General features: G+C 73.9%; 20 protein-coding genes. 12 read left to right on the top strand and 8 right to left on the bottom strand.

Going from position 1 to position 22,111, the window contains the following annotated elements:
- From AB0D45_RS31455 to AB0D45_RS31445, 3 genes are all read right to left on the bottom strand, one after another.
- Nucleotides 1-564: hypothetical protein (locus tag AB0D45_RS31455; RefSeq protein ID WP_362465396.1), on the bottom strand; the 564-nt coding region annotated here is incomplete at its 3' end.
- A 192-nt stretch (nt 565-756) separates the two neighbouring features.
- Entirely contained in the window at nt 757-1,527 is a 771-nt protein-coding gene (locus AB0D45_RS31450; protein ID WP_361611688.1) for a hypothetical protein, read from the bottom strand.
- Between the two features lie 31 nt (nt 1,528-1,558).
- Complete coding sequence (locus AB0D45_RS31445) at nt 1,559-2,233, bottom strand: hypothetical protein (protein WP_362465392.1); 675 nt, start codon at nt 2,231-2,233, stop codon at nt 1,559-1,561.
- Between the two features lie 345 nt (nt 2,234-2,578).
- Between AB0D45_RS31445 and AB0D45_RS31440 the strand changes: the two genes are divergently transcribed.
- Together AB0D45_RS31440 and AB0D45_RS31435 are read left to right on the top strand one after the other, a co-directional pair.
- Complete coding sequence (locus AB0D45_RS31440; RefSeq protein WP_362465389.1) at nt 2,579-3,409, top strand: SAM-dependent methyltransferase; 831 nt, start codon at nt 2,579-2,581, stop codon at nt 3,407-3,409.
- Between the two features lie 131 nt (nt 3,410-3,540).
- Nucleotides 3,541-5,709: an EAL domain-containing protein gene (locus AB0D45_RS31435; protein WP_362465402.1), complete on the top strand. Its 2,169-nt coding sequence runs from the start codon at nt 3,541-3,543 to the stop codon at nt 5,707-5,709.
- An 11-nt stretch (nt 5,710-5,720) separates the two neighbouring features.
- Here AB0D45_RS31435 and AB0D45_RS31430 read toward each other — a convergent pair whose 3' ends face one another.
- Complete coding sequence (locus AB0D45_RS31430) at nt 5,721-6,797, bottom strand: FAD-dependent monooxygenase (RefSeq protein ID WP_362465386.1); 1,077 nt, start codon at nt 6,795-6,797, stop codon at nt 5,721-5,723.
- Between the two features lie 105 nt (nt 6,798-6,902).
- On the opposite strand from AB0D45_RS31430, the gene AB0D45_RS31425 reads away from it, so the two are divergent.
- Together AB0D45_RS31425 and AB0D45_RS31420 are read left to right on the top strand one after the other, a co-directional pair.
- The gene (locus tag AB0D45_RS31425; RefSeq protein WP_362465383.1) at nt 6,903-7,550 is read left to right on the top strand and encodes a TetR family transcriptional regulator; all 648 of its coding nucleotides are present in this window, start codon (nt 6,903-6,905) and stop codon (nt 7,548-7,550) included.
- 48 nt (nt 7,551-7,598) lie between these two features.
- Entirely contained in the window at nt 7,599-9,092 is a 1,494-nt protein-coding gene (locus AB0D45_RS31420; RefSeq protein WP_362465380.1) for an AMP-binding protein, read from the top strand.
- Nucleotides 9,093-9,396: 304 nt separating this feature from the next.
- Here AB0D45_RS31420 and AB0D45_RS31415 read toward each other — a convergent pair whose 3' ends face one another.
- Nucleotides 9,397-10,275 (bottom strand): LysR substrate-binding domain-containing protein, encoded by an 879-nt coding sequence (locus tag AB0D45_RS31415; protein WP_362465377.1) that lies wholly within the window; start codon nt 10,273-10,275, stop codon nt 9,397-9,399.
- Nucleotides 10,276-10,369: 94 nt separating this feature from the next.
- Here AB0D45_RS31415 and AB0D45_RS31410 point away from each other — a divergent pair, with 94 nt between their 5' ends.
- From AB0D45_RS31410 to AB0D45_RS31395, 4 genes are all read left to right on the top strand, one after another.
- Nucleotides 10,370-11,074, top strand: a complete 705-nt coding sequence (locus AB0D45_RS31410) for a succinate dehydrogenase (protein WP_362465374.1) — start codon at nt 10,370-10,372, stop codon at nt 11,072-11,074.
- Nucleotides 11,075-11,076: 2 nt separating this feature from the next.
- Nucleotides 11,077-13,029 (top strand): fumarate reductase/succinate dehydrogenase flavoprotein subunit, encoded by a 1,953-nt coding sequence (locus AB0D45_RS31405; RefSeq protein ID WP_361605481.1) that lies wholly within the window; start codon nt 11,077-11,079, stop codon nt 13,027-13,029.
- Nucleotides 13,026-13,766, top strand: coding sequence for a succinate dehydrogenase/fumarate reductase iron-sulfur subunit (locus AB0D45_RS31400; protein WP_362465371.1), 741 nt, complete (start codon nt 13,026-13,028; stop codon nt 13,764-13,766). Before AB0D45_RS31405 ends, AB0D45_RS31400 begins: the two co-directional genes overlap by 4 nt.
- A 167-nt stretch (nt 13,767-13,933) precedes the next feature.
- Nucleotides 13,934-14,599: a hypothetical protein gene (locus AB0D45_RS31395; RefSeq protein ID WP_362465368.1), complete on the top strand. Its 666-nt coding sequence runs from the start codon at nt 13,934-13,936 to the stop codon at nt 14,597-14,599.
- 49 nt (nt 14,600-14,648) lie between these two features.
- Here AB0D45_RS31395 and AB0D45_RS31390 read toward each other — a convergent pair whose 3' ends face one another.
- Both AB0D45_RS31390 and AB0D45_RS31385 read right to left on the bottom strand, forming a co-directional pair.
- Nucleotides 14,649-17,054 carry an excinuclease ABC subunit UvrA gene (locus AB0D45_RS31390; protein ID WP_362465365.1) on the bottom strand — a complete coding sequence of 802 codons (2,406 nt, stop codon included), beginning with the start codon at nt 17,052-17,054 and terminating at the stop codon, nt 14,649-14,651.
- A gap of 18 nt (nt 17,055-17,072) precedes the next feature.
- Nucleotides 17,073-18,065, bottom strand: a complete 993-nt coding sequence (locus AB0D45_RS31385) for an LLM class flavin-dependent oxidoreductase (RefSeq protein ID WP_362465362.1) — start codon at nt 18,063-18,065, stop codon at nt 17,073-17,075.
- A gap of 64 nt (nt 18,066-18,129) precedes the next feature.
- Between AB0D45_RS31385 and AB0D45_RS31380 the strand changes: the two genes are divergently transcribed.
- Nucleotides 18,130-18,624, top strand: a complete 495-nt coding sequence (locus AB0D45_RS31380; RefSeq protein ID WP_361605466.1) for a hypothetical protein — start codon at nt 18,130-18,132, stop codon at nt 18,622-18,624.
- Between the two features lie 76 nt (nt 18,625-18,700).
- On the opposite strand, the gene AB0D45_RS31375 is transcribed toward AB0D45_RS31380, so the two are convergent.
- Nucleotides 18,701-18,916 (bottom strand): dodecin, encoded by a 216-nt coding sequence (locus AB0D45_RS31375; RefSeq protein WP_361605463.1) that lies wholly within the window; start codon nt 18,914-18,916, stop codon nt 18,701-18,703.
- Between the two features lie 169 nt (nt 18,917-19,085).
- Between AB0D45_RS31375 and AB0D45_RS31370 the strand changes: the two genes are divergently transcribed.
- From AB0D45_RS31370 to AB0D45_RS31360, 3 genes are all read left to right on the top strand, one after another.
- Entirely contained in the window at nt 19,086-20,342 is a 1,257-nt protein-coding gene (locus AB0D45_RS31370) for an extracellular solute-binding protein (RefSeq protein WP_362465399.1), read from the top strand.
- 153 nt (nt 20,343-20,495) lie between these two features.
- The gene (locus tag AB0D45_RS31365; RefSeq protein WP_361605460.1) at nt 20,496-21,290 is read left to right on the top strand and encodes a GNAT family N-acyltransferase; all 795 of its coding nucleotides are present in this window, start codon (nt 20,496-20,498) and stop codon (nt 21,288-21,290) included.
- Nucleotides 21,287-22,111: lysophospholipid acyltransferase family protein (locus AB0D45_RS31360; RefSeq protein WP_362465358.1), on the top strand; the 825-nt coding region annotated here is incomplete at its 3' end. The genes AB0D45_RS31365 and AB0D45_RS31360, both read left to right, overlap by 4 nt.

Genomic DNA, 22,111 nt, shown 5'->3' with positions numbered 1-22,111 from the left:
GGCGGGGGCGGCGCTGCGGCCGGCGGCGGCGGAGCCGCGGGCGGTGGGCGTGATCCGGGCGGCGGGAGCGGTGCGCACGCCGGCGGGAGTGGTGCGTGCTGCGCCGGGGGTGGTGCGCGCCGGGGTGGGGACGCGCGGCCGTACGCCGGTCGTGGTGCCCGTCGAGGGGGTGGGCCGGACGCCGGTGGTGGAACTGGTGGTGGGCCTGGACGTACCGCCGGCGATGGTGAGGTCGGCCGAGCCGTTCTCCCCGTTGCAGGTGAAGGTGACCGAGTACAGGGCTCCGCGCCGGGCGTCGCGGTCCACGGTGACCCGGGCGGTCTGCCCGCGCGCGATGTTCACGGTGTCGAAGACCCCGGAGGAGGCCGTGGCGTAGGCGGCGCCGCAGCCGGTGACGGACAGCACCACCTGGCCCCCGGGGGCGACGACGGAAGGGGCGAGGGAGAAGCCGAAGGAGGTGACGGGCGCCGCCTCGGCCGCGGCGGCGGGCGCGCCGAAAGCGCCGAGCGTGAGGAAGGCGCCGGTGCTGAGCAGGGCGGTGGCGGAGCTGCGTATCGCACCCATGGTCGGTCCTCCGGATCCCCGAGGAGCAGTCGCGCAGGGTCTGCGCACGTGGTGGGGGTCGTGCACCTCGATGTCCGCCACGCTAGGTGCCGCTGCGGTCACCCGCGATCAGGAACGGGCGAATGGGGCACGGCCGTAGGCCGAACCGGCGACCGGGGACCCGCTCCCGGTTTCCCGGGAGCGGACACGCGTTCAGTTCTCCAGCCCCAGGTGCGGGAACTGGGCGAGGAAGGGCTCGGCGGTGGCGGCGATGCCCCGCCCGAAGGGCGAGTCGAAGTCCCAGATGAGGAAGAGCAGGAAGGCGATCAGCGCGCTGAAGAGCCCGGCCAGCAGCATTTCGCGGAAGGAGCGGCGGATCTGCAGGGTGAAGATCAGCCCCACCGTCACCAGGGCCCCGGTGATCAGTCCGAACCACACCACGCCGGGCATGGTGGCCCCGGCGCTCAGGCCGCGTGAGGTGCGGGCGTCGTCCGCGAGGGCGATCTGGTCGACCAGCGGCTGGTAGGCCTGCCCCTCGTGGTCGGTCTGCGGCTCGTAGTCGGTGACGTCGCGGCGGATCTTCTCCAGCAGCTCCCCGCCGCGTTCGGTGATGCCGCCGCCCGCGGCCATCTTCTGCCACTCCGTGTCGACCACGTACGTCACGTACGCGTCGACGTCGGAGCGGATCCTCTTGCGCACCTCGGCGGGGTAGACCTCGGAGCGGACGCTGACCTCGTGCAGGGCCTGGGCCTCCTGGCGTACGTATTCCTGGGCGGCTCCGCGGCCTTCCCAGACGCCGGCGATCGCCAGGCCCAGGACGATCGCGTAGATCACCCCGATCATCATCGTCATGTACTCGATGACGTCCGGGGTCTCGTTCGGATCGTCGTCCTCGCCGATCCGGCGGTGGTTGAAGAAGGCGATGGACAGGACCACGGCGCAGGCCGCGGCCATCGCGAGGGACAGGACGAGCCATTCCGACACGGCGACTCCCAATCGGTGAGCGGTGGGCGGCCTACCTCGGGCGCAGCGCGACGATCGCGAGCACGGCCGGGGCGGCGGTCATGAGGGTGAAGGTGACCGGCGAGATGTGGTGCTCCACCGGTTTGCGGGAGGCGGTGCGGTAGGCGGGACGGGCGACGGGTTTGGGCGGCGCGGTCGTCGCCGGCGGGGGCGGCGGCTCGGGCGCGGGCTCCGGCGGTGCGGGGGCGGGGACCCGGGGCGGCGGTGGCGGCTTGGGTGCGGGCTTGGGCGGTGGGGGCGGTGCGGGAGCCGGAGCGGGCGGCACGGGGACCGGCTTCGGCGGCGGTGGCGGGGTGGGCTTCGGCGGTGGCGGCTTCGGCGACGGCGGTGGTGGCTTCGGCGACGGCGACGGCGACGGCGGCGGGGGCTTGGGCGTCGGCTTGGGCGGGCACGGCGGGGGTGGCGGCGGGCAGTGGTGCGCGCCCTCGTGCCCTTCGCCGCGGTGGCCGCAGGCGTGCCCGTGGCCGTGGCCGCCGTGATGTCCGCCACCCCGGCCGGCCCCGCTGCCACCGCTGCCGGCGAACGCGTACAGCTCGATGGGGGCTCCGCCGTCGGCGGAGCCGATCGTCGCGTAGGCGCAGCTATCGGCCACGGCCGGCGTGGCGGAGAGCGCCGCCCACAGCAGGACCGGAACCGTCAGCAGGCGCCTGGCACAGGCTCTGTTCACCCGGGGAGCATGGGCCCGCGCCCGCCCGCGCGGGCGGGCCGGGGCAGCGGTTCGCCTGAACGGATGGAGTGGTGAGCGTAGAGGTTTGAGCCAGCTTTGGACCGCTTCTGATCGTTCGTAGTCGAAATCTCAAAAGGTATGTGTCGGTTTTTTCGCCGGTGATGCCGGGGGTCGCACGTGCCTTTGGTGTGTGACCAAGAACGGACCGCCAATTTCCGCTTTTGCTCGCCCTGTTGGGAAATGATCAGTACATTCGGCTCGGACAGCAGTCCGACCCCCGTACCACCCCCGTCCCACCCCCGGACACGACCGCCCGACCACGGCACGAGAGGCTTGGAGACCCCGATGGAACGCCCCGCCTGGGCCCCGCCGGGCATCGACATATCGGTGCCCAGTGTGTCCCGCATCTACGATTACTACCTGGGCGGCTCCCACAATTTCGAGGTCGACCGCCAGGCCGCCCGCCGCGCCATGGAGTTCATGCCGGGCCTGCCCAAGATCATGCAGGCCAACCGGGCGTTCATGCGCCGCGCCGTGCGCCACGCCGTGGCCGAGGGAGTCACCCAGTTCCTCGACATCGGCTCCGGCATCCCGACCTTCGGCAACGTCCACGAGATCGCCCGCGCCGCCAGCCCCGAAGCCCGCGTCGTCTACGTCGACCACGACCCGGTGGCCGTCGCCCACAGCCGCGCCGTCCTGGCCGGGGACGACCTCAGCGCCGTCGTCTCCGCCGACCTGCGCAAGCCCAGGGACATCCTGGACTCGCCGGAAGCCGACCGGCTGCTGGACCTGGACCGGCCGGTCGCCCTGCTGCTCGTCGCCGTCCTGCACTTCCTGGAGGACAGCGACGAGCCGTACGCCGCCGTCGCCGAGCTGCGCGACGCGCTGGCCCCGGGCAGCCTGCTGATCCTCACCCACGCCTCCTACGAGGGCATCCCGCTCACCGAGGAGGTCGCCGGCGGCGCCGTCGGCGTCTACCGGGACATCCGCAACCCCCTCGTCATGCGCACCCGCGAGCAGATCTCCGGCTTCTTCGAGGGGTTCGAGCTGGTGGAGCCGGGCCTGGTGTTCATGCCCGACTGGCACCCGGAGGGCACCGGGCCCCTCGCGGAGGGCGAGGAGCCCGAGGATCCGTACGCCTTCTCGGGCTACGGCGGCGTGGGACGCAAGGCGTGAGACTCCCCGCTCCGACGCCCCCGCCCGCCGGCCCCCGCCCGGCAGAGCCGGCGGCCGCCGGGGAGACGGCGCCCCCGCTGGTCCTGCCGCACCCGGCCCAGCCGCCCGGCCCGCACCAGGGCCGGGCTCCGGTGCGCGAGCTGCGCAGCGGGCTCGACGACCGCATCGCGCGCTTCGCCACCATCTGGGGGCGCGCCATCTTCCCCGTCACGGCGACCTCCCTGACCCGCCCCGAGTTCGAGCAGCACCTCCTTCCGCTCGCCCGGACCCTGACCGAGGCCCTGCACGCCCGCCCCTTCGACGCGGGCGTCGCCCAGCGCGTGGGCGCCGAGCTCGTCGCGGTGCACTGCACCGACCCCGAGGCGCTCGCCGGCACCCTCGGCGTGGTCGAGTCGTACCTGGTGCTCTACTGCGGGCCCGACGGCGCCGGGACCGAGAGCACCGAGGAGTACCGCTCGCGCTGCGCCCGGCTCCAGCACGGCATCGCCGCCGGCTTCGCCCGGGCGCTGCGCGAACGCACCCTGCGGGAGCAGGAGGCCATCGCGCGCTCGGCACTCACCGCCCGCAGCGACGCCCAGCAGGCCTTGCACGCCAGCGAGGAGCGCTTCCGGGCCGTCTTCGAGGGAGCGGCCGTCGGGATCGGCATCGCCGACCTGGAGGGCAACGTCCTCGAGGTCAACGACGCCCTCCTCAAGATGTTCGGCGGCCTGGAGGGCCACGTCCGCAGCCGCAACGTCAGCGAATGGGGCCACCCCGACGACACCCCGCACGTCTGGCGGATGTACGGGGAACTCGTGCGCGGGGAACGCGAGCACTACCGGGTCGAGAAGCCCTACTACCGGCACGACGGCACCGTGCTGTGGACCAATCTGACGGTGTCCCTGCTGCGCGACGCCGACGGGCAGCCCCAGTACCAGCTGGCCCTGATGGAGGACACCACCGAACGCCGGCTGCTCAACCTCCGTCTGCGCTACGAGGCCACCCACGACGCGCTGACCGGGCTGCCCAACCGGACGCTGTTCTTCGAGCGGCTGGAGAAGGCCCTGGGCGGGGCCCCCGGCAGCCGCTTCGGCCTGTGCTACCTCGACCTCGACGGGTTCAAGGCGGTCAACGACAGCCTCGGCCACTCCGCGGGGGACCGGCTCCTGGTGGAGGTCGCCGACCGGCTGCAGAGCTGCGCCACCGGACCGGGCGAGGTCGTCGCCCGCCTGGGCGGCGACGAGTTCGTCGCCCTGACCACCGGGCCCGCCGCCGGCAGCGACGAGGAGCCCGGGGAGAAGGTCACCGACCTCGCCGTGCGCATCCTGTCGGCGCTCTCCACCCCCATCCGGATCGAGGGCCGGGAACTCACCGTGCGCGGCAGCATCGGCATCGTCGAGGGCCGCGCGGGCGAGCGCACCCCGGCGGAGGTGCTGCGCAGCGCCGACATCACCATGTACCGGGCCAAGGCGGCCGGCGGCAACCGCTTCGAGTTCGCCGACGCCGAGGCGGACGCCCGCGCCATCACCCGCCACGGCCTGACCAACGCCCTGCCGGCGGCGCTGGAGCGCGGCGAGTTCTTCATCGAGTACCAGCCCCTGGTGCACATGCACGACGGCAGCGTGCACGGCGCGGAGGCGCTGGTGCGGTGGTCGCACCCGCAGTACGGCGTGCTCGGCCCGGACCGCTTCATCCCGCTCGCCGAGCGGACCGGGCTGATCGTGCCGCTCGGCCGCTGGGTCCTGGAGGAGTCCGTCCGCCAGGCCCGCAACTGGCAGCGCCAGCACGGCGGAGCCGCCCTGCGCGTCAACGTAAACCTCTCGCCCACCCAGCTCCACCACCCCGGCCTGGTCGCCGACACCGTGCGCGTGCTGGAGAGCTCCGGGCTGGCCCCGGGCGCCCTGTGCCTGGAGGTCACCGAATCGGCGCTGATCGGTGCCGATGACGAACTCCTCGAACCGCTGCGCCGGCTCGCCGCCCTCGGCGTGGACATCGCCCTCGACGACTTCGGCACCGGCTACTCGAACCTGGCCAACCTGCGCCGCCTGCCGGTCAGCGTCCTGAAGCTGGACCGCAGCTTCACCCAGGGGATGCAGCAGCAGCCGGCCAACCCCGTCGACGTCAAGATCGTGGAGGGGATCGTCGCCCTGGCCCACAGCCTCGAACTCGCCGTGACGGTCGAGGGAGTGGAGACCGGCGCCCAGGCGGCCCAGCTCCGCGCCCTCGGCTGCGACACCGCCCAGGGCTGGTACTACGCCCGCCCGGGCGCCCCGGACCGGATCCACGCCCTCACCCTCTCGGACGCCGTGCCCACCCCCTGAGGGCGTGTGTGTCAGCCCAGGCCGGCCTCCGTTCCCCGGCCGGGCTCGCGCACCGCCGCCAGGACCCGGTGGTGGCGTTCGGTGCTGTCGGCCAGGAGCGCCGCGGCCGCCGGTAGCCGCTCGGCCTCGTAGGCGTCGAGGGCGTCGAGGGTCTCCGCCCCGCCCTGTCCGGCCAGGGCCCCGGCCAGGGCCCGGCCGAGCGCCGCCGCGTCCAGGATTCCGGTGTTCATGCCCAGCCCGCCGGCTATCGGGTGGACATGGGCGGCGTCCCCGGCGAGGAACACCCGGCCCTCGCGCATCCGGGCGGCCATGCGCACGTTGACCCGCCATGTCGACATCCAGGTGGGATCCGCCAGCCGTATGCCCTGCACCCGGGCGTGCCGGTCGAAGAGCCGCTGGAACCCCTCCAGAGTGGGTGCCTGCGCCCGGCCGGCCTCATCGAGCTCGGGCGAGGCCTGGAGCTGGAAGACGTCCGTCTGCGGCATCGGGCAGAGCATCATGGCGCCGCCCTCCGAGGTGAACCACTGGTGCCAGAACGCGCGGCTCAGGCCCGGCGCCCGGACGTCCCCGATCACCATGGTCGGCGCTTCCTCGGTGTGCCCCTCGAAGGGGATTCCCAGCAGGCGCCGGGTCGTGCTGCGGCCGCCGTCGCACCCCGCGAGGTAGCCCGCACGGGCGCTGTGGCCGCCGGCCAGCCGCACGGTGACCCCGCCGGCGTCCTGGTCGATGCCGACCACCTGCGCGTCGTGCTCGACCTCCACTCCGAGTCCGGCGAGCCGCTCCCGCAGGACCTGCTCGATCTGCCACTGGGCGATGAGGACGCCGGCGTCGGTCGGGGTGTCGGTGATGTGGGCGCCGTCGAAGTACTTGCGCAGGACGACGCCGTGCGTGCCGATGGCGGAGATCCGCTCGGCGATGCCCAGCCGGGCGAAGACCTCCAGGCTGGTCGGTGCGAGTAACTTGCCGCGGGATTCGCGGTGCGGGCCCGGCCGCTGGTCGAGGACGCGGACGGAGACGCCGCGCAGTGCGAGCTCGCAGGCCAGGGTCAGTCCGGTGGGGCCGGAGCCCGCGATCAGTACGTCGTTCATCGGATGTCCTCTCGTCGTCGGTAGCTCAAGGAAAGCGTCCCGGCGAGGAAAAGGCAACCCGGTAACGAAATTTACTTGGTTGTGTTTTGGTGTTACGGTGGACGCATGGACAACACGACGGGTCTGCGCGAGAGCAAGAAACTGCGCACGCGCCGCCAGCTGGCGGCCACGGCGCTGGAACTCTTCCTGGAACGGGGCTTCGACGCCGTGTCGGTGGCCGACGTCGCCGCCGCGGCCGAGGTCTCCAAACCCACCCTGTTCCGGTACTTCCCGAGCAAGGAGGACCTGGTGCTCGACCGGTTCGCCGACCACCAGGACGAGGCGGCGCGCATCGTGCGCGACCGCCCGGCCGGCCGCTCCCCGGTACGGGCCGTGCACGAGCACTTCCTGGCGGCCCTCGCCGAGCGGGACCCGATCACCGGGCTCTGCGACCACCCGAACGTCCTCGCCTTCCAGGGGCTGCTGTACTCCACCGCCAGCCTGGAGACCCGGCTCGCCCACTACACGGCGCGCGAGGTGGAACTGCTAGCGGCGGTGCTGGAAGCGGAGACGGTCCCCGCGTTCACCGCCCGCCTGGCGGCGCTGCACCTGGTGACGGTCCGCCAGGAGCTGGGCCGGGAGAACTGGCGCCGGCTCTCGGCCGGCCAGAGCGCCGACGAGGCCTATCCGGCCGCCGTCGCCGAAGCCGACCACGCCTTCGCCATGCTCGCCGACGGAATCGACCAGTCCCTCGGCCCGCTCATACCCTCCTGACATCGGGGACAGGAGCGCTGGAAAGGGATCACCGAGGCGGGAGTGCGGATGGGTGCGAGGTATGTCACCGGGCTGATCGAGGCGTTGGAGCGGTACGCGGAGCGGCCGGCGATCGGCGCCGGGGCCGATGTCCTGAGGTTCTCCGAGGTACTGGACGCCGTCTACCGGCTGGCCGGAGCGCTGGACGACGCGGGAGTCGGCCGGGGCAGCGGCCTGGCCTGTGTGACGGGCCGCAACCGGCCGGAGGTGCTGCTGGTGCGGCTTGCCGCGCACGTGCTGGGTGCGCGGCTGACCCAGGTGGTGACCGGTCCGGCCGTCCACGGCCTCGACTTCATCCTGCGGGACTGCCGGCCGGACCTGGTGGTGCACGACGTCCCGGTGCCGCCGGCCCGTGCCCCGCGGCTCGGCCTGGACGAGCTGCTCGCAGCCGCGGCCGACCGGGACGGTGCCCCGATGCCGGTGCGGGCCCGGGAGGACGACATCGCCCGCGTCACGTACACCGGCGGGACCACGGGGCGGCCCAAGGGCGTGGCCTCGACGTTCCGCGCGATGGCCGCGCGTGACAGCGGCCGGGGGACCGGCTGGACGGGCGCGGCGTACCTCTCGGTCACCACCCTCGCCCAGCGATCGGGCGGGCGGAGCCTGGAGCAACTGCTGGCCGGAGGGAGGGTGGAGATCCTCGACCCCTTCGAGCCGCGGGAGTTCGCGGCCGCCTGCCGGCGACTGGGGCGGGTGTCCACCTACCTGACGGCTTCGATGGTCTACCGGCTCCTGGACGACCCGGCGACGGCGGCCGGGATCCCGGGGCTGGAGGGGGTCTCGTACGGCGACGCGCCCGTGATTCCGGAGCGCCTGGGCGAGGCGGTGGCCCGCTGGGGGGTGCGGTGGCGCCAGGGCTACGGGACGAACGAGTCGGCGGTCATCAGCCGGCTCACCCCCGCCGACCACGACGCGGGGGTCGCCGGCCGGCCGGAGCTGCTGGCATCCGTGGGGCGCCCCGTCCCGGGCGTGGAGGTCCAGGTACGGGACGCGCGGGGGACGCTATTGCCCGCCGGGCGCACGGGCGAGGTGTGGGTCCGCTCCAAGACGGTGATGGCCGGGTACTGGAACCAGCCCGGGCTGACGGCCGAGGTGCTGCGGGAGGGGTGGCTGCGTACCGGGGACCTCGGGCACGTCGGCGACGGCGGCTACCTCTACCTCGACGACCGGGTCAAGGACGTGGTGATGGTCAACGGCGACAACATCTACTGCCTGCCGGTCGAGGCGCTGCTCGCCCGGCACCCGGCGGTGGCGCAGGCCGTGGTGGTCGGACGCACCAGCATGGTCACCGGGGAGGAGGTCTGCGCGTTCCTGGTGCCGGCGCGCGGCTGCGCACCGAGCGGCACGGTGGCTGCCGAAGCCTGCGCCCTCGTGGAACGGGAGCTGGCCCCGGCGCACCGGCCGACGGCGGTGTTCTGGGAACGGGAGATCCCGCTGACCGCCCGCGGCAAACCCGACAAGAGACGCTTGCGTCGGATCGCTGCGCAAGCGTCTGCCCAGTAGGCCCGCAGCCTGGCATGCCCGCCCGGCAGGCCCGGGGCCCGGCCAGGCCCAGGGCCCGGTGGGCCGGGAGCAATAGGCCCGGCGCCGATAAGCCCGACACCCGGAGGGCCGGTAGCAGCAGGCCCGGGGCCCGGCATGCCCGGCGTCCGGGGCCCGGGCGCCTGGGGCGGCGCGGCCTGCGGCCCGCCGGGCCCGGGCGTCGTCCGTGCCAGCGGCCTGCGGCGCGCCGGGACCCGGGCGCCTGGGGCGGCGCGGCCTGCGGCGTGGGGGACCCCGGGGCGTCGGGGTGCCGGTTCTGGGGGGCTCAGCCGACCAGCATGCGTTTCAGTTCGCGGGCCGCCCGCGGGGGTGCCACGTCCGTGCGGTGGGCCAGGGCGATGGTGCGCCGCAGCGGGGAGCCCGCGAGGGGCGTGGCCCGCAGGCCCGGGCCGGCGTGGTCGACGACCATGGCCGGGACCACCGCGATGCCGAGCCCGGCCCGTACGAAGCCCAGGACCGCGTCCATCTCCCCGCCCTCCACCGTGAACACCGGCTCGAAGCCCGCCGCCCGGCAGGCCCCCACCGTCAGGTCCCGCAGGTCGTAGCCGTGCCGGAACATCACCATCGGCTCGTCGCGCAGGTCGGCGATGGCCAGCTCCCCGCCGCCCGCCGGCGGCGGCAGCCCGGCGGACGAGACGACCACCAGGTCCTCCGTGAGCAGCTCCACCGTCGTCAGGGCGGGCGCCGACGGCGGCAGCGGCAGCGCGATGAGGGCCAGGTCCAGCACCCCCCGCGCGAGTTCGCGCACCAGGTCCAGCGAACCGCTCTCCTCGATCAGCAGCTCGATGCCCGGGTGCGCCGCGTGGAAGGCGCGCAGTACGGCCGGCAGCAGGCCCGTGCACACGCTCGGGGTGGCCCCCAGCCGGACCCGCCCGCGCCGCAGCTGCGCCAGCTCCTGCACCTCCAGCCGCGCCGTGTCCGCGTCCGCCAGGATCCGCCGCGCCAGCGGCAGCAGCGCCTCGCCCGCGTCGGTGAGCGCGATGTTCCCCCGCGCCCGGCTGAACAGTTCAGCGCCCAGCTCCCGTTCGAGCGCCTTGATCTGCTGCGACAGCGAGGGCTGGGCCACGTGCTCCCGCTCGGCGGCGCGCGTGAAGTGCCGGGTCTCGGCGACGGCGACGAAATAGACGAGCTGCTGGAACTGCATCCCCTCAGGCTACGCCCCTCCATAGGCCCCGGCTATCGCGATCAGCTCCACCATGTCTTGGACCTCTTGGGACCTCGGTCCTTACCGTCATCGCATGGCTCTGGCAACGCGGACGGATCGACGGCCGTCCACCACGCGCACGCTCTGGGACTCCACCGTCGGCAAGAAGTCCGTGATGGCCGCGTCCGGCCTGGTCATGCTCGGCTACCTCGTCGTGCACATGCTCGGCAACCTCAAGATCTTCTTCGGGTCCGACGAGTTCAACGGCTACGCCCACTGGCTGCGCACCCTCGGCTCGCCCTTCCTGCACCACGAGTGGGCCCTGTGGATCGTGCGCGTGGTGCTGCTCGCCGCCGTCGCCGCCCACGCGGTCTGCGCGTACCAGCTCAGCCGGCGCGACATCAAGGCGCGCCCGGTGAAGTACGCCCGCAAGCGCCGCCGCGCGAGCTACGCCACCCGCACCATGCGCTGGGGCGGCGTCATCCTCGGGCTCTTCATCGTCTGGCACCTCCTCGACCTGACCACGCTCACCGTCAACGAGCGTGCCTGGGCCGGCCACCCGTACGAGAACGTCCTCTCGACCTTCTCCACCTGGTACGGCAACACCGTCTACATCGTGGCGATGGCCGCACTCGGCCTGCACGTGCGCCACGGCTTCTGGAGCGCCGCCCAGACCCTCGGCGCGGGCAGCGCCCGGCGCGACCGGACGCTGAAGTTCCTGGCCAACGCCCTGGCCCTCGTCCTCTTCGCGGGCTTCGTGTCCGTGCCCGTCGCCGTCATGACCGGAGTGGTGAGCTGACCATGAGCACCGAATACGCCGCCTACACCACCGGCGAGCCCCTCCGCGACACCAAGGCCCCCGAAGGCCCGATCGCCGAGCGCTGGGACCGCCGCCGCTTCGAGGCCAAGCTGGTCAACCCGGCCAACCGCCGCAAGCACACCGTAATCGTCGTCGGCACCGGCCTGGCGGGCGGTGCCGCCGGCGCGACCCTCGCCGAGCAGGGCTACCACGTCGTCCAGTTCTGCTTCAGCGACTCCCCGCGCCGCGCCCACTCCATCGCCGCACAGGGCGGCATCAACGCCGCCAAGAACTACCGCAACGACGGGGACTCCGTACACCGCCTCTTCTACGACACCGTCAAGGGCGGCGACTTCCGCGCCCGCGAGTCCAACGTCCACCGCCTCGCCCAGATCTCCGTCGAGATCATCGACCAGTGCGTCGCCCAGGGCGTCCCCTTCGCCCGCGAGTACGGCGGCCTCCTCGACACCCGCTCCTTCGGCGGCGTCCAGGTCTCCCGCACCTTCTACGCCCGCGGCCAGACCGGCCAGCAGCTGCTGCTCGGCGCCTACCAGGCGCTGTCCCGGCAGATCGCCGCCGGCAATGTGGAGCTGCACGCCCGCACCGAGATGCTCGACCTGATCACGGTCGACGGGGTGGCGCGCGGCATCGTCGCCCGTGACCTGGTCACCGGCAGGATCGACACCCACTACGCCGACGCGGTCGTCCTGGCGAGCGGCGGCTACGGCAACGTCTTCTACCTCTCCACCAACGCCATGAACTCCAATGCGACCGCCGTCTGGCGGGCGCACCGGCGCGGCGCCTACTTCGCCAACCCCTGCTTCACCCAGATCCACCCCACCTGCATCCCGCGCACCGGCGACCACCAGTCCAAGCTCACCCTCATGAGCGAGTCGTTGCGCAACGACGGCCGCATCTGGGTCCCCAAGGCCAAGGGCGACACCCGCCCCGCCGCCGACATCCCCGAAGACGAGCGCGACTACTACCTGGAGCGGATCTACCCCTCCTTCGGCAACCTCGTCCCGCGCGACATCGCCTCCCGCGCCGCCAAGAACGTGTGCGACGAGGGGCGCGGCGTCGGCCCCGGCGGCCAGGGCGTGTACCTCGACTTCGCCGACGCCATCCGGCGCATGGGCCGGGACAAGGTCGCCGAGAAGTACGGCAACCTCTTCGAGATGTACGAGCGGATCACGGCGGAGGACCCGTACGAGGTCCCCATGCGGATCTACCCGGCCGTCCACTACACGATGGGCGGGCTGTGGGTCGACTACGACCTCCAGACCACCGTCCCCGGCCTGTTCGCGATCGGCGAGGCCAACTTCTCCGACCACGGGGCCAACCGCCTCGGCGCCTCCGCCCTCATGCAGGGCCTCGGCGACGGCTACTTCGTCCTCCCCTCCACCATCAACGACTACCTCGCCCGCCACCCGCACCGGGACGCGGTCGACGACACCCACCCCGAGGCGCGGGAAGCCGTGCGCGAGACCCGCGAACGGCTGGAGCGGCTGCTGGCCGTGGACGGCGACCGCACCCCCGACTCCTTCCACCGCGAGATCGGCGAACTCATGTGGGAGTACTGCGGGATGGCCCGCACGGAGGAGGGACTGCGCAAGGCCCTCGCCCGACTCCCCGAGATCCGCGAGGAGTTCTGGCGCCGCATCAAGGTCCCCGGCAGCGGCGAGGAGTTCAACCAGTCGCTGGAGAAGGCCAACCGCATCGTCGACTACCTCGAACTCGCCGAGCTGATGTGCCTCGACGCCCTCCACCGCGCCGAGTCCTGCGGCGGCCACTTCCGCGAGGAATCCCAGACCCCCGACGGCGAAGCAGCCCGCCGCGACGAGGAATTCGGCTACGCCGCCGCCTGGGAGTACACCGGCACCGGCGCCGCACCCGTCCTGCACAAGGAAGACCTCGTCTTCGAGTACGTCCACCCCACCCAGCGGAGCTACGCATGAACCTCACCCTGCGCGTCTGGCGCCAGCAGAACGCCGACGCCCCCGGCGCCATGGCCTCCTACGAGGTCGACGGCATATCGAAGGACATGTCCTTCCTGGAGATGCTCGACACCCTCAACGAGGACCTCATCCTGCGCGGCGAGGACCCGGTCGCCTTCGACCACGACTGCCGCGAGGGCATCTGCGGCGCGTGCAGCCTCGTCATCAACGGCGACGCCCACGGGCCCGAGCGGACCACCACCTGCCAGCTCCACATGCGGTCCTTCGCCGACGGCGACACCATCGACGTCGAACCGTGGCGCGCCGCGGCCTTCCCCGTGGTCAAGGACCTCGTGGTGGACCGCAGCGCCTTCGACCGCATCATCCAGGCCGGCGGCTACATCACCGCGCCGACCGGATCCGCCCCCGAGGCGCACGCCACGGCCGTGCCCAAGCCGGCCGCCGACCACGCCTTCGAGCACGCCGAGTGCATCGGCTGCGGCGCCTGTGTGGCGGCCTGCCCCAACGGCTCCGCGATGCTGTTCACCTCCGCCAAGATCAACCACCTGAACGTGCTCCCGCAGGGCTCGCCCGAACGGGAGACGCGGGTACTGGACATGGTGGCCCGGATGGACGACGAGGGCTTCGGCGGCTGCACCCTGACGGGCGAATGCGCCACGGCCTGCCCCAAGGGCATTCCGCTGCCGTCGATCGCCGCCATGAACAAGGAGTGGCTCCGGGCGCTGCGCAGAAGCTGACCGGCGCGCCGCGCCCGCCCCGCCCCGGCTCCGACCCCCGTACGAGCGCCCCCCGCCCCCGCCTTCTGGGCCGATCGGCTGACCCGATCCGCCGACCGGGCGCTCGTACGGGCCGTACGCCGTGCCGTGCCCCGGACCGGCCCCGCGCGTGGGGTTCAGTGGACCCCATGCCCCACGCCCCCGCCGGGTCCGGACCGCGCCGCCGCACCGCGCTGGCCGCCGCCCTCGCCTGCCTGGCGCCGGCCGGCTGCACGGCGCACGACACCGCGACCCGCAAAGGGCCCCGCAGCCCCGCCCACGGCGGGCAGCCCGCCGCCAAGGACGCCCTCGTCATGGTGATCCGGCACGCGGAGAAGCCCTACGCCGGAGCCACCGGCGAGGACGACGAGGGCAACGAGGACCCCGGCTTCCTCGCGGGCCGGGGCCGCCGCCGCGCGGACGAGCTGCCGCGGCTCTTCGGCCCGGCCCACAGTGCCCGCCTGCCCCGGCCCGCCGCGCTGTTCGCGACCGGCGGACCGCGGGCCGCCCCCGCCCGGTGCCGGCAGACCCTGGCGCCCCTGGCCGCCGCCCTGCGGGTCCCCGTACGCACGCAGTTCGCGACCGGGGCCGAAACGGCCCTGGCGCGGGCGGTGTTGCAGGCCCGGTCGCCCGTCCTCGTGTGCTGGGAGCCCGCCGGCATCCCCCGCCTGGTCCACGCCCTCGGCGCCCACCGGGTCCTCGGCGTCCCCGCCGCCTGGCCCGACCGCTACGACCTCGTCTGGACCCTCACCCGCACGCGCGGCGAGTGGGCCTTCCGCGAACTCGCGCAGGACCTCCTGCCCGGCGACGCCTGACGGCTCCGGGCCGTGCGCGCCGGACCAGACGGGCCCGGCAGGGGAGGACCTAAGGGCCCAGCGCCCGCGCCAGATACGGGGCCGTGCGGGCGTCCGGCGAGGCGGCCACCACCTGCGGCGGACCGGAGGCCGTGACACGGCCGCCCTCCGTGCCGCCGCCCGGACCCAGGTCGATCACCCAGTCGGCGCCCGCCACCACCTCCATGTCGTGCTCCACGACCACCACCGAGTGCCCCGCGTCCACCAGCCCGTGCAACTGCCGCAGCAGCACCCGCACATCGGCCGGGTGCAGCCCCGTCGTCGGCTCGTCCAGCAGGTACAGGGTGTGGTCCCGGCGCAGCCGCTGGAGCTCCGTCGCCAGCTTGATGCGCTGGGCCTCACCCCCCGACAGCTCGGTCGCCGGCTGCCCCAGCCGCAGGTAGCCCAGGCCGATGTCCTCCAGGGCCCGCAGGCTGCGCGCCGCGGCCGGCACCTGCGAGAAGAAACCGGCCGCCGCCTCCACCGTCAGCCCGAGCACCTCCGCGACGTTCAGCCCGGCGTAACGGACCTCCAGCGTCTCGGGGTTGTACCGGGCGCCCGCACAACTCGGGCACGGGGCGTACGTACTGGGCAGGAAGAGCAGCTCCACCGAGACGAAGCCCTCGCCCTGGCAGGTCTCGCAGCGCCCGCCCGGCACGTTGAAGGAGAACCGGCCCGCCTTCCAGCCGCGCGCCCGCGCCTCGGGGGCCGCCGTGAAGAGCCTCCGCACGACGTCGAACAGCCCCGTGTACGTGGCCAGGTTGGAGCGCGGCGTCCGCCCGATCGGCTTCTGGTCCACCTCCACGAGCCGCCGCACCGGGAAGTCCGGCTCCGTCAGCCGCCCGGCGACCACACCCGCCAGCACCTGCCCCACCAGCGTCGACTTCCCCGACCCCGACACCCCCGTCACCGCCGTGAACACCCCGAGCGGGAACTCCACGTCCACGCCCCGCAGGTTGTGCCGGTCGACGCCCGTGAGCCGGATGCCGCCGGTGGCCTCGCGCACGGGCCGCCGCTCCCGGCCGGAGGCGGCCGGCGCGAACAGGTGCCGCGCCGTCGCCGACTCCGCGACGGCGGCCAGCCCCGCCGGCGGCCCGCTGTACAGCACCCGTCCGCCGTGCTCCCCCGCCAGCGGCCCCACGTCCACCACCCAGTCCGCGCGGCGCACCACGTCCAGCTGGTGCTCGACGACGAAGACCGTGTTCCCCGCCCGCTTGAGCCGCTCCAGCACGCCGAGCAGCGCCTCGGTGTCCGCCGGGTGCAGCCCCGCCGACGGCTCGTCCAGGACGTACACCACCCCGAACAGCCCCGACCGCAGCTGCGTCGCCAGCCGCAGCCGCTGGAGCTCGCCCGCCGACAGGCTCGGCGCGGTCCGGTCCAGGCTCAGGTAGCCCAGCCCGAGCTCCGCCACGGGTGCGATCCGCGCCCGCAGGTCCGCGGCCAGCACCCGCGCCGCCTCCCCGTCCAGGGCGGCGGTCGCCAGTACGCCGTCCAGGTCGCCCAGCGCCAGCGCCGCCAGCTCCGCGATCGTCCGGCCCGCGAACGTCACCGCGAGCGCCTCGGGGCGCAGCCGGCGCCCCTCGCACACCGGGCACGGGGCGTCGGTGAGGAACTTCTCGGCGCGCGCCCGCAGCGTGGCGCTCTTGGTGTCCGAGAAGGTCCGCATCACATAGCGGTGCGCACTCATGTACGTGCCCTGGTAGGGGCGTTGGATCCGGTCGGCGTCCCGCACCGGGTGCACGGTGACCACCGGCTGCTCCTCGGTGAACAGGATCCACTCCCGGTCCCGCGCCGGCAGCTCCCGCCAGGGCCGGTCCACGTCGTGGCCGAGCGCCTCCAGGACGTCCCGCAGGTTCTTGCCCTGCCACGCCCCCGGCCAGGCCGCGATGGCCCCCTGACGGATCGACAGCTCCGGGTCGGGGACCAGCAGGTCCTCGCTGGTGTGGTGGATCCGGCCCAGCCCCTGGCAGGAGGGGCAGGCGCCGGCGGCCGTGTTGGGGGAGAAGGCGTCCGAGTCGAGCCGCTCGGCACCCGGCGGATAGGTACCGGCCCGCGAGTACAGCATCCGCAGGGAGTTGGAGAGCAGGGTCACCGTGCCCACCGAGGAGCGCGAGCCCGGGGCGGAGCGGCGCTGCTCCAGGGAGACGGCGGGCGGCAGCCCGGTCACCGAGTCCACCTTCGGGGCGCCGATCTGGTGGATCAGCCGCCGGGCGTAGGGGGCGACGGACTCGAAGTACCGCCGCTGGGCCTCCGCGTAGAGGGTGCCGAAGGCCAGGGAGCTCTTGCCGGAGCCGGAGACGCCGGTGAAGACGGTCAGCGTGTCGCGGGGGATGTCCACATCGACCCCGCGCAGGTTGTGCTCACGGGCACCGCGGACCCGTACGCAGGGATCGGGGGCGTCCGGCTCGTCGGCGCGGGTGGCGGGGGAGTGGTGCATTCGCCCCAGTTTAGAGGGCTACCCCCGTCCGGCGATCCGGGCCAGCCGGGCGAGGGAGTCCAGCAGGGCCGCCCGGTCGTACGTGGAGGTGGTGACCAGCAGCTCGTCCGCCCCCGTGGACCGCGCGACCTCGGCCAGGGCGGCTGCGACCTGCTCCTCGGTGCCGGCGATGTGCCCGTCGAGGCCGCCCTCGTACAGCTCCCGCTCCTTCGGCGTCATCTCCAGCGCCTCGACCTCCTCGGCCGGGCGCAGGGGCGGGAAACTGCCCCGGATCCGGGAGTGTGCGAGGGCCCAGGCCTCCGGCAGCAGGATCCGCCGGGCCGCCTCGTGCGTGGCGGCGACCGCGACCGTCCCCGAGACCACCACGTAGGGCCGCGCACTCCACGGCGAGGGCCGGAACTCCTCGCGGTACCGGCGGACCGCCTCCGCTGCCTTGGCGCGGCCCCGCAGGTCGCCGACCACCACCGGCAGCCCGGCCCGGGCGGCGATCCCCGCGCCCTCGCCGGTGGCGAGCACGAAGGGCGGGACCCGCAGCCCCTCGGCCGGCCGGGCGTGCACCTCGGGGTGGGCGCGCCGGTTTCCGTCGAACCAGCCCAGCAGCTCGGCCAGCTGCTCCTCGAAGCGGTCGGCGTCGGCGGTGTCCCGGCCCAGGGCCCGGCGGATGCCGCCGGTGAAGCCGACCGAGCGGCCGAGCCCCATGTCGATCCGGCCGGGGAACAGGGACTCCAGCACCCCGAACTGCTCGGCGACCACGAGCGGCTGGTGGTTGGGCAGCATCACCCCGCCGGTGCCGACCCGGATCCGCCGGGTGGCGGCGGCGACGGCGGCGGCCAGGACGGTGGGCGCGGAGCCCGCGATCCCGGGCACGCCGTGGTGCTCGGACACCCAGAAACGGTGGTAGCCCAGCTCCTCCGCCGCGCGGGCCAGCTCCACGGTGTCGCGCAGGGCCTCCGCGGCGCTGTGCCCCTGGCGGGTGCGGGAACGGTCGAGTACCGAGACTTTGGGGATCACACAGGTCTCAACACCCTGTGGCGGCGGTGATTCCCCCGCCCGGTGCGCTGTCTAGGCTGCGGCCATGACCGAGACCGCATCCCGCCGCCCGCTCGCCGTGTTCGACCTCGACAACACCCTCGCCGACACCGGTCACCGCCAGCACTTCCTGGAGCGCCGCCCCCGCGACTGGGCGGGCTTCTTCGGTGCGGCCCCGGCCGATCCGCCCCTCGCCCGGGGGGTGGCCATGGCGGTGGAGAGCGCGGCCGACTGCGAGGTGGTGTACCTGACCGGCCGGCCGGAGCGCTGCCGGGCCGACACCGCCGACTGGCTGACCCGGCACGGGCTGCCCGAGGGCCGGGTGTGGATGCGCGGCGACCAGGACCGGCGCCCGGCCAGGGTGACCAAGCTGGAGGTGCTCCGGCGCATCGCCCGCGGCCGCGAGGTGCGGATGCTCGTCGACGACGACGAACTCGTCTGCCAGGCCGCCCGCGCGGCCGGCTTCCGCGTGGTCCTGGCCACCTGGGCCGCGGAGGCGCCGGAGCTGAAGGCCGCGCAGGAGGGCGAGGGTCGCACCTGAGGCGCCCCCTGCGCGCGCGGTGCCGCCGGGCGGGCGCCCGGCCCGCCCGGCTGCCGGACGCCCGCCGACCGCGTCCTCAGTCCTCGCCGTCGAGGCGGAAGCCCACCTTCAGCCCGACCTGGTAGTGCGCGATCTCACCGTTCTCGATGTGTCCGCGCACCTGTGTGACCTCGAACCAGTCCAGATTGCGCAGGGTCTGACCCGCCCGCGTGATCCCGTTCCGGATGGCCTGATCGATGCCCTCGTGGGAGGTGCCGACGATCTCGGTCACCCGGTAGGTGTGGTTGGACATGGGGTCTCCCGCCAGTCGTCGCTGTTGCCTTGTTCCACGGTGCCCCAGTACGGCGCCGTCCGCGAACTTTGCGTGAACAATCCCGGGTGAAAGGGGGTTGACCCACCCATTGGTCTATGCCAATTTCAAGCCATCTGAGATCCGTCCCCAGAAGGTGACCCCCGTGAAGATGCGCTTCCTCGCCGTGTGCACGGCCCTCGCGGCCGCGACCGCCCTGACCGGCTGCGGCCAGTCGGCAGGATCCGGGGGAGACTCCGAGAAGGTGACCCTGTGGCTGATGAAGGGCAGCGCGTCCGACGACTTCATCGCCAGGTTCACCGCCGACTTCGAGAAGCAGCACCCCGGCATCGACCTCGAGGTGCACATCCAGGAGTGGAAGGGGATCGGCGACAAGGTCAACGCCGTCCTCGGCGGCAAGGCCGAGCACGGCGCCGACGTCATCGAGGTCGGCAACACCCAGGTCGCCCAGTACGTCGAGACGGGCGGCGTCTCCGAGGTCACCCTCGAGGGCCTGCGCGCATGGGGCAGCAAGGACTGGCTCAAGGGCCTCTCCGACCCGGGAAGCGTCAACGGGGCCCAGTACGGCGTCCCGTGGTACGCCGCCAACCGGGTGGTGATCTACCACAAGGACCTGTTCGCGAACGCGGGCATCAAGGCCCCGCCCCGCAACCGCCAGGAGTGGATCTCGGCCACCCAGAAGCTCGACAAGGGCGACCAGCAGGGCATCTACCTGCCCGGCCAGAACTGGTACGTCCTCGCCGGGTTCGTCTGGGACGAGGGCGGCGAACTCGCCGTGGAGACGAGCGGCCAGTGGGTCGGCACCCTCGACGACGACAAGGCCCTCGCCGGGATGGACTTCTACAAGCAGCTCCAGGCGCTCGGCGACGGGCCCAAGGGCGCCGACGAGGAGACGCCCCCGCAGTACGAGGTCTTCGCCCGCGGCCACGTCGCCCAGATCATCGCGCCGCCCGGCCAGGCCGCCCAGATCGAGGCCGCCAATCCGGCGCTCAAGGGCAAGCTCGGCTTCTTCCCCATCCCCGGCAAGAGCTCCGAGAAGGCCGGCTCCGTCTTCACCGGCGGCTCCGACCTGATCATCCCGGACAAGACCCGCCACCGGGCCCGCGCCGTGGACGTGATCACCGCCCTGGTCAGCGAGAAGTGGCAGACCGAACTCGCCCGCACCATGAGCTACGTCCCCAACAAGACCACCTTCGCCCGCGTGGTCGAGGGCAACGACGGAGCCGCCGCCATGGCCCCCGGCGCCGCCCAGGGCCGGGCCACCCCCAAGTCCGCGCGCTGGGCCGAGGTGGAGGCCAAGAACCCGATCAAGCCGTACATGACGGCCGTCCTGACCGGCCAGGACCCCCGCCAGGCGGCGAAGGCGGCCTCCGACACCGTCAGCCAGGTCCTCAGCTCCGACCGCTGAGCCGCCCCGGACGGGTGGCGCCCGCCGAGTTCAGCCCCCGCACATCCGGGGGCCGCCGAGCGGTCATGCCGAATCCAGCCGGTCACGGAACAAGTAGAGGTGCCGGGCCCGCCACCTGCGGCCCGGCACCCCGTGCCCGGATCAGGAGCAGCCATGACCATCGCCCCCCTGTCCCCGTCCCCCCTCGCACCCCCCGCCCCGGCCGCCGCCCCCTCCGCCGGTCCCCGCTACACCGTCCGCCTCGCCCGCGACGAGGACGAGGTCCGAGCCGCCCAGCGACTGCGCCACCAGGTCTTCGCCGGAGAGCTCGGCGCCCGCCTGGAGGGGCCCGAGCCCGGCCTGGACGCCGACGCCTTCGACGCGTACTGCGACCACCTCCTGGTCCTCGACGAGGAGGGCGGGCAGGTCGTCGGAACCTACCGGCTGCTGCCGCCCGAGCGCGCCGCCGTCGCCGGACGCCTCTACTCCGAGGGCGAGTTCGACCTCTCCGCCCTCGCCCCGATCCGCCCGGACCTGGTCGAGGTCGGCCGCTCCTGCGTCCATCCCGACCACCGCAACGGCGCCGTCATCGCCCTCATCTGGGCCGGCCTGGCCCGCTACATGGAGCGCACCGGCCACAACTGGCTGGCCGGCTGCTGTTCGATCCCGCTCGCCGACGGCGGGGTGCTGGCCGCCGCCACCCGCGAGACCGTCCTCGCCCGCAATCTCGCCCCGCGGGAACACCGCGTCACCCCGCACCTGCCGTGGAGCCCCGAGGGCGTCAGCGTCCCCGGCCGCATGGAGCCGCCCCCGCTGCTGCGCGGCTACCTCCGCCTCGGCGCGTGGGTCTGCGGGGAGCCCGCCCTCGACGCCGGGTTCGGCTGCGCCGACCTGTTCGTACTGCTCTCCCTGCGCCGGACCAACCCGCGCTACCTGAACCACTTCCTCTCCCTCGCCCCGGGCGCATGAGCAGCTGGCTGCCGGCCTCGCCCTGCACCCCCGGGGCCTGCGCCGGCCACCCCGGGAGGAGCGCGAGCGCCGCCCGCGCGGTGCTCCGGCTCGCCGCCGCCCTCGCACTGGTCCTGCTCGCCGTGGCGGCCGCCCCGCCCGTCCGGCTGCTCCCCGCCCGGCACCGGCGCGCACTGGTCCGGGCCTGGGCGGCCGCCCTCGTACGGTCCCTGGGGATACGGATCGCCGTGCACGGGGCGCCCGGCGCGGACGGGGGCCGCCTGATCGTCGCCAACCACATCTCCTGGCTGGACGTCCCGCTCGTCGCCGCCGTCCTGCCCAGCCGGATGCTGGCCAAGAGCGAGATCGGGGCCTGGCCCGTGCTCGGCCGGCTAGCAGCCCGCGCGGGCACCCTGTTCATCGAACGCGACCGGATCCGGGCCCTGCCCCGCACGGTCGACACCCTCGCGGGCGCGCTGCTGGCCGGCGACCGGGTCACCGTCTTCCCCGAGGGCTCCACCTGGTGCGGACGCGCCCAGGGCCCCTTCCGGCGGGCCGCGTTCCAGGCGGCGCTGGACGCGCGGGTACCCGTACAGCCCGTGCGGATCGCGTACCGGCTGGCGGACGGGGACCTCGCCGGGGCGCCCGCCTTCGTCGGCGACGACCCGCTGACCGCCTCGCTGTGGCGGATCGCCCGGGCCCGCGGCGTACGGGCCGAGGTGCGGCTGCTGCCGCGTATCCCGCCCGGCCGCCACCCCGCCCGGCGGGAACTCGCCGCGGCGGCGCAGCGGTCCGTCCACGGCGACGCCGGACGGCGCCGGCCGCTGCCGGCGGGCGCACCC

The sequence above is a fragment of the Streptomyces sp. NPDC048352 genome, assembly GCF_040651895.1.
Classification (GTDB): domain Bacteria; phylum Actinomycetota; class Actinomycetes; order Streptomycetales; family Streptomycetaceae; genus Streptomyces.
Note: the sequence above shows the minus strand (reverse complement) of the source record. Positions and strands in the feature narration are given on the sequence as shown.

Coding starts and splice junctions, on each gene's coding strand:
- AB0D45_RS31440 (WP_362465389.1), top strand. CDS start 2,579: ATGGAACGCCCCGCCTGGGCCCCGCCGGGCATCGACATATCGGTGCCC.
- AB0D45_RS31430 (WP_362465386.1), bottom strand. CDS start 6,797: ATGAACGACGTACTGATCGCGGGCTCCGGCCCCACCGGACTGACCCTG.
- AB0D45_RS31425 (WP_362465383.1), top strand. CDS start 6,903: ATGGACAACACGACGGGTCTGCGCGAGAGCAAGAAACTGCGCACGCGC.
- AB0D45_RS31420 (WP_362465380.1), top strand. CDS start 7,599: ATGGGTGCGAGGTATGTCACCGGGCTGATCGAGGCGTTGGAGCGGTAC.
- AB0D45_RS31415 (WP_362465377.1), bottom strand. CDS start 10,275: ATGCAGTTCCAGCAGCTCGTCTATTTCGTCGCCGTCGCCGAGACCCGG.
- AB0D45_RS31410 (WP_362465374.1), top strand. CDS start 10,370: ATGGCTCTGGCAACGCGGACGGATCGACGGCCGTCCACCACGCGCACG.
- AB0D45_RS31405 (WP_361605481.1), top strand. CDS start 11,077: ATGAGCACCGAATACGCCGCCTACACCACCGGCGAGCCCCTCCGCGAC.
- AB0D45_RS31400 (WP_362465371.1), top strand. CDS start 13,026: ATGAACCTCACCCTGCGCGTCTGGCGCCAGCAGAACGCCGACGCCCCC.
- AB0D45_RS31395 (WP_362465368.1), top strand. CDS start 13,934: ATGCCCCACGCCCCCGCCGGGTCCGGACCGCGCCGCCGCACCGCGCTG.
- AB0D45_RS31390 (WP_362465365.1), bottom strand. CDS start 17,054: ATGCACCACTCCCCCGCCACCCGCGCCGACGAGCCGGACGCCCCCGAT.
- AB0D45_RS31380 (WP_361605466.1), top strand. CDS start 18,130: ATGACCGAGACCGCATCCCGCCGCCCGCTCGCCGTGTTCGACCTCGAC.
- AB0D45_RS31375 (WP_361605463.1), bottom strand. CDS start 18,916: ATGTCCAACCACACCTACCGGGTGACCGAGATCGTCGGCACCTCCCAC.
- AB0D45_RS31370 (WP_362465399.1), top strand. CDS start 19,086: ATGCGCTTCCTCGCCGTGTGCACGGCCCTCGCGGCCGCGACCGCCCTG.
- AB0D45_RS31365 (WP_361605460.1), top strand. CDS start 20,496: ATGACCATCGCCCCCCTGTCCCCGTCCCCCCTCGCACCCCCCGCCCCG.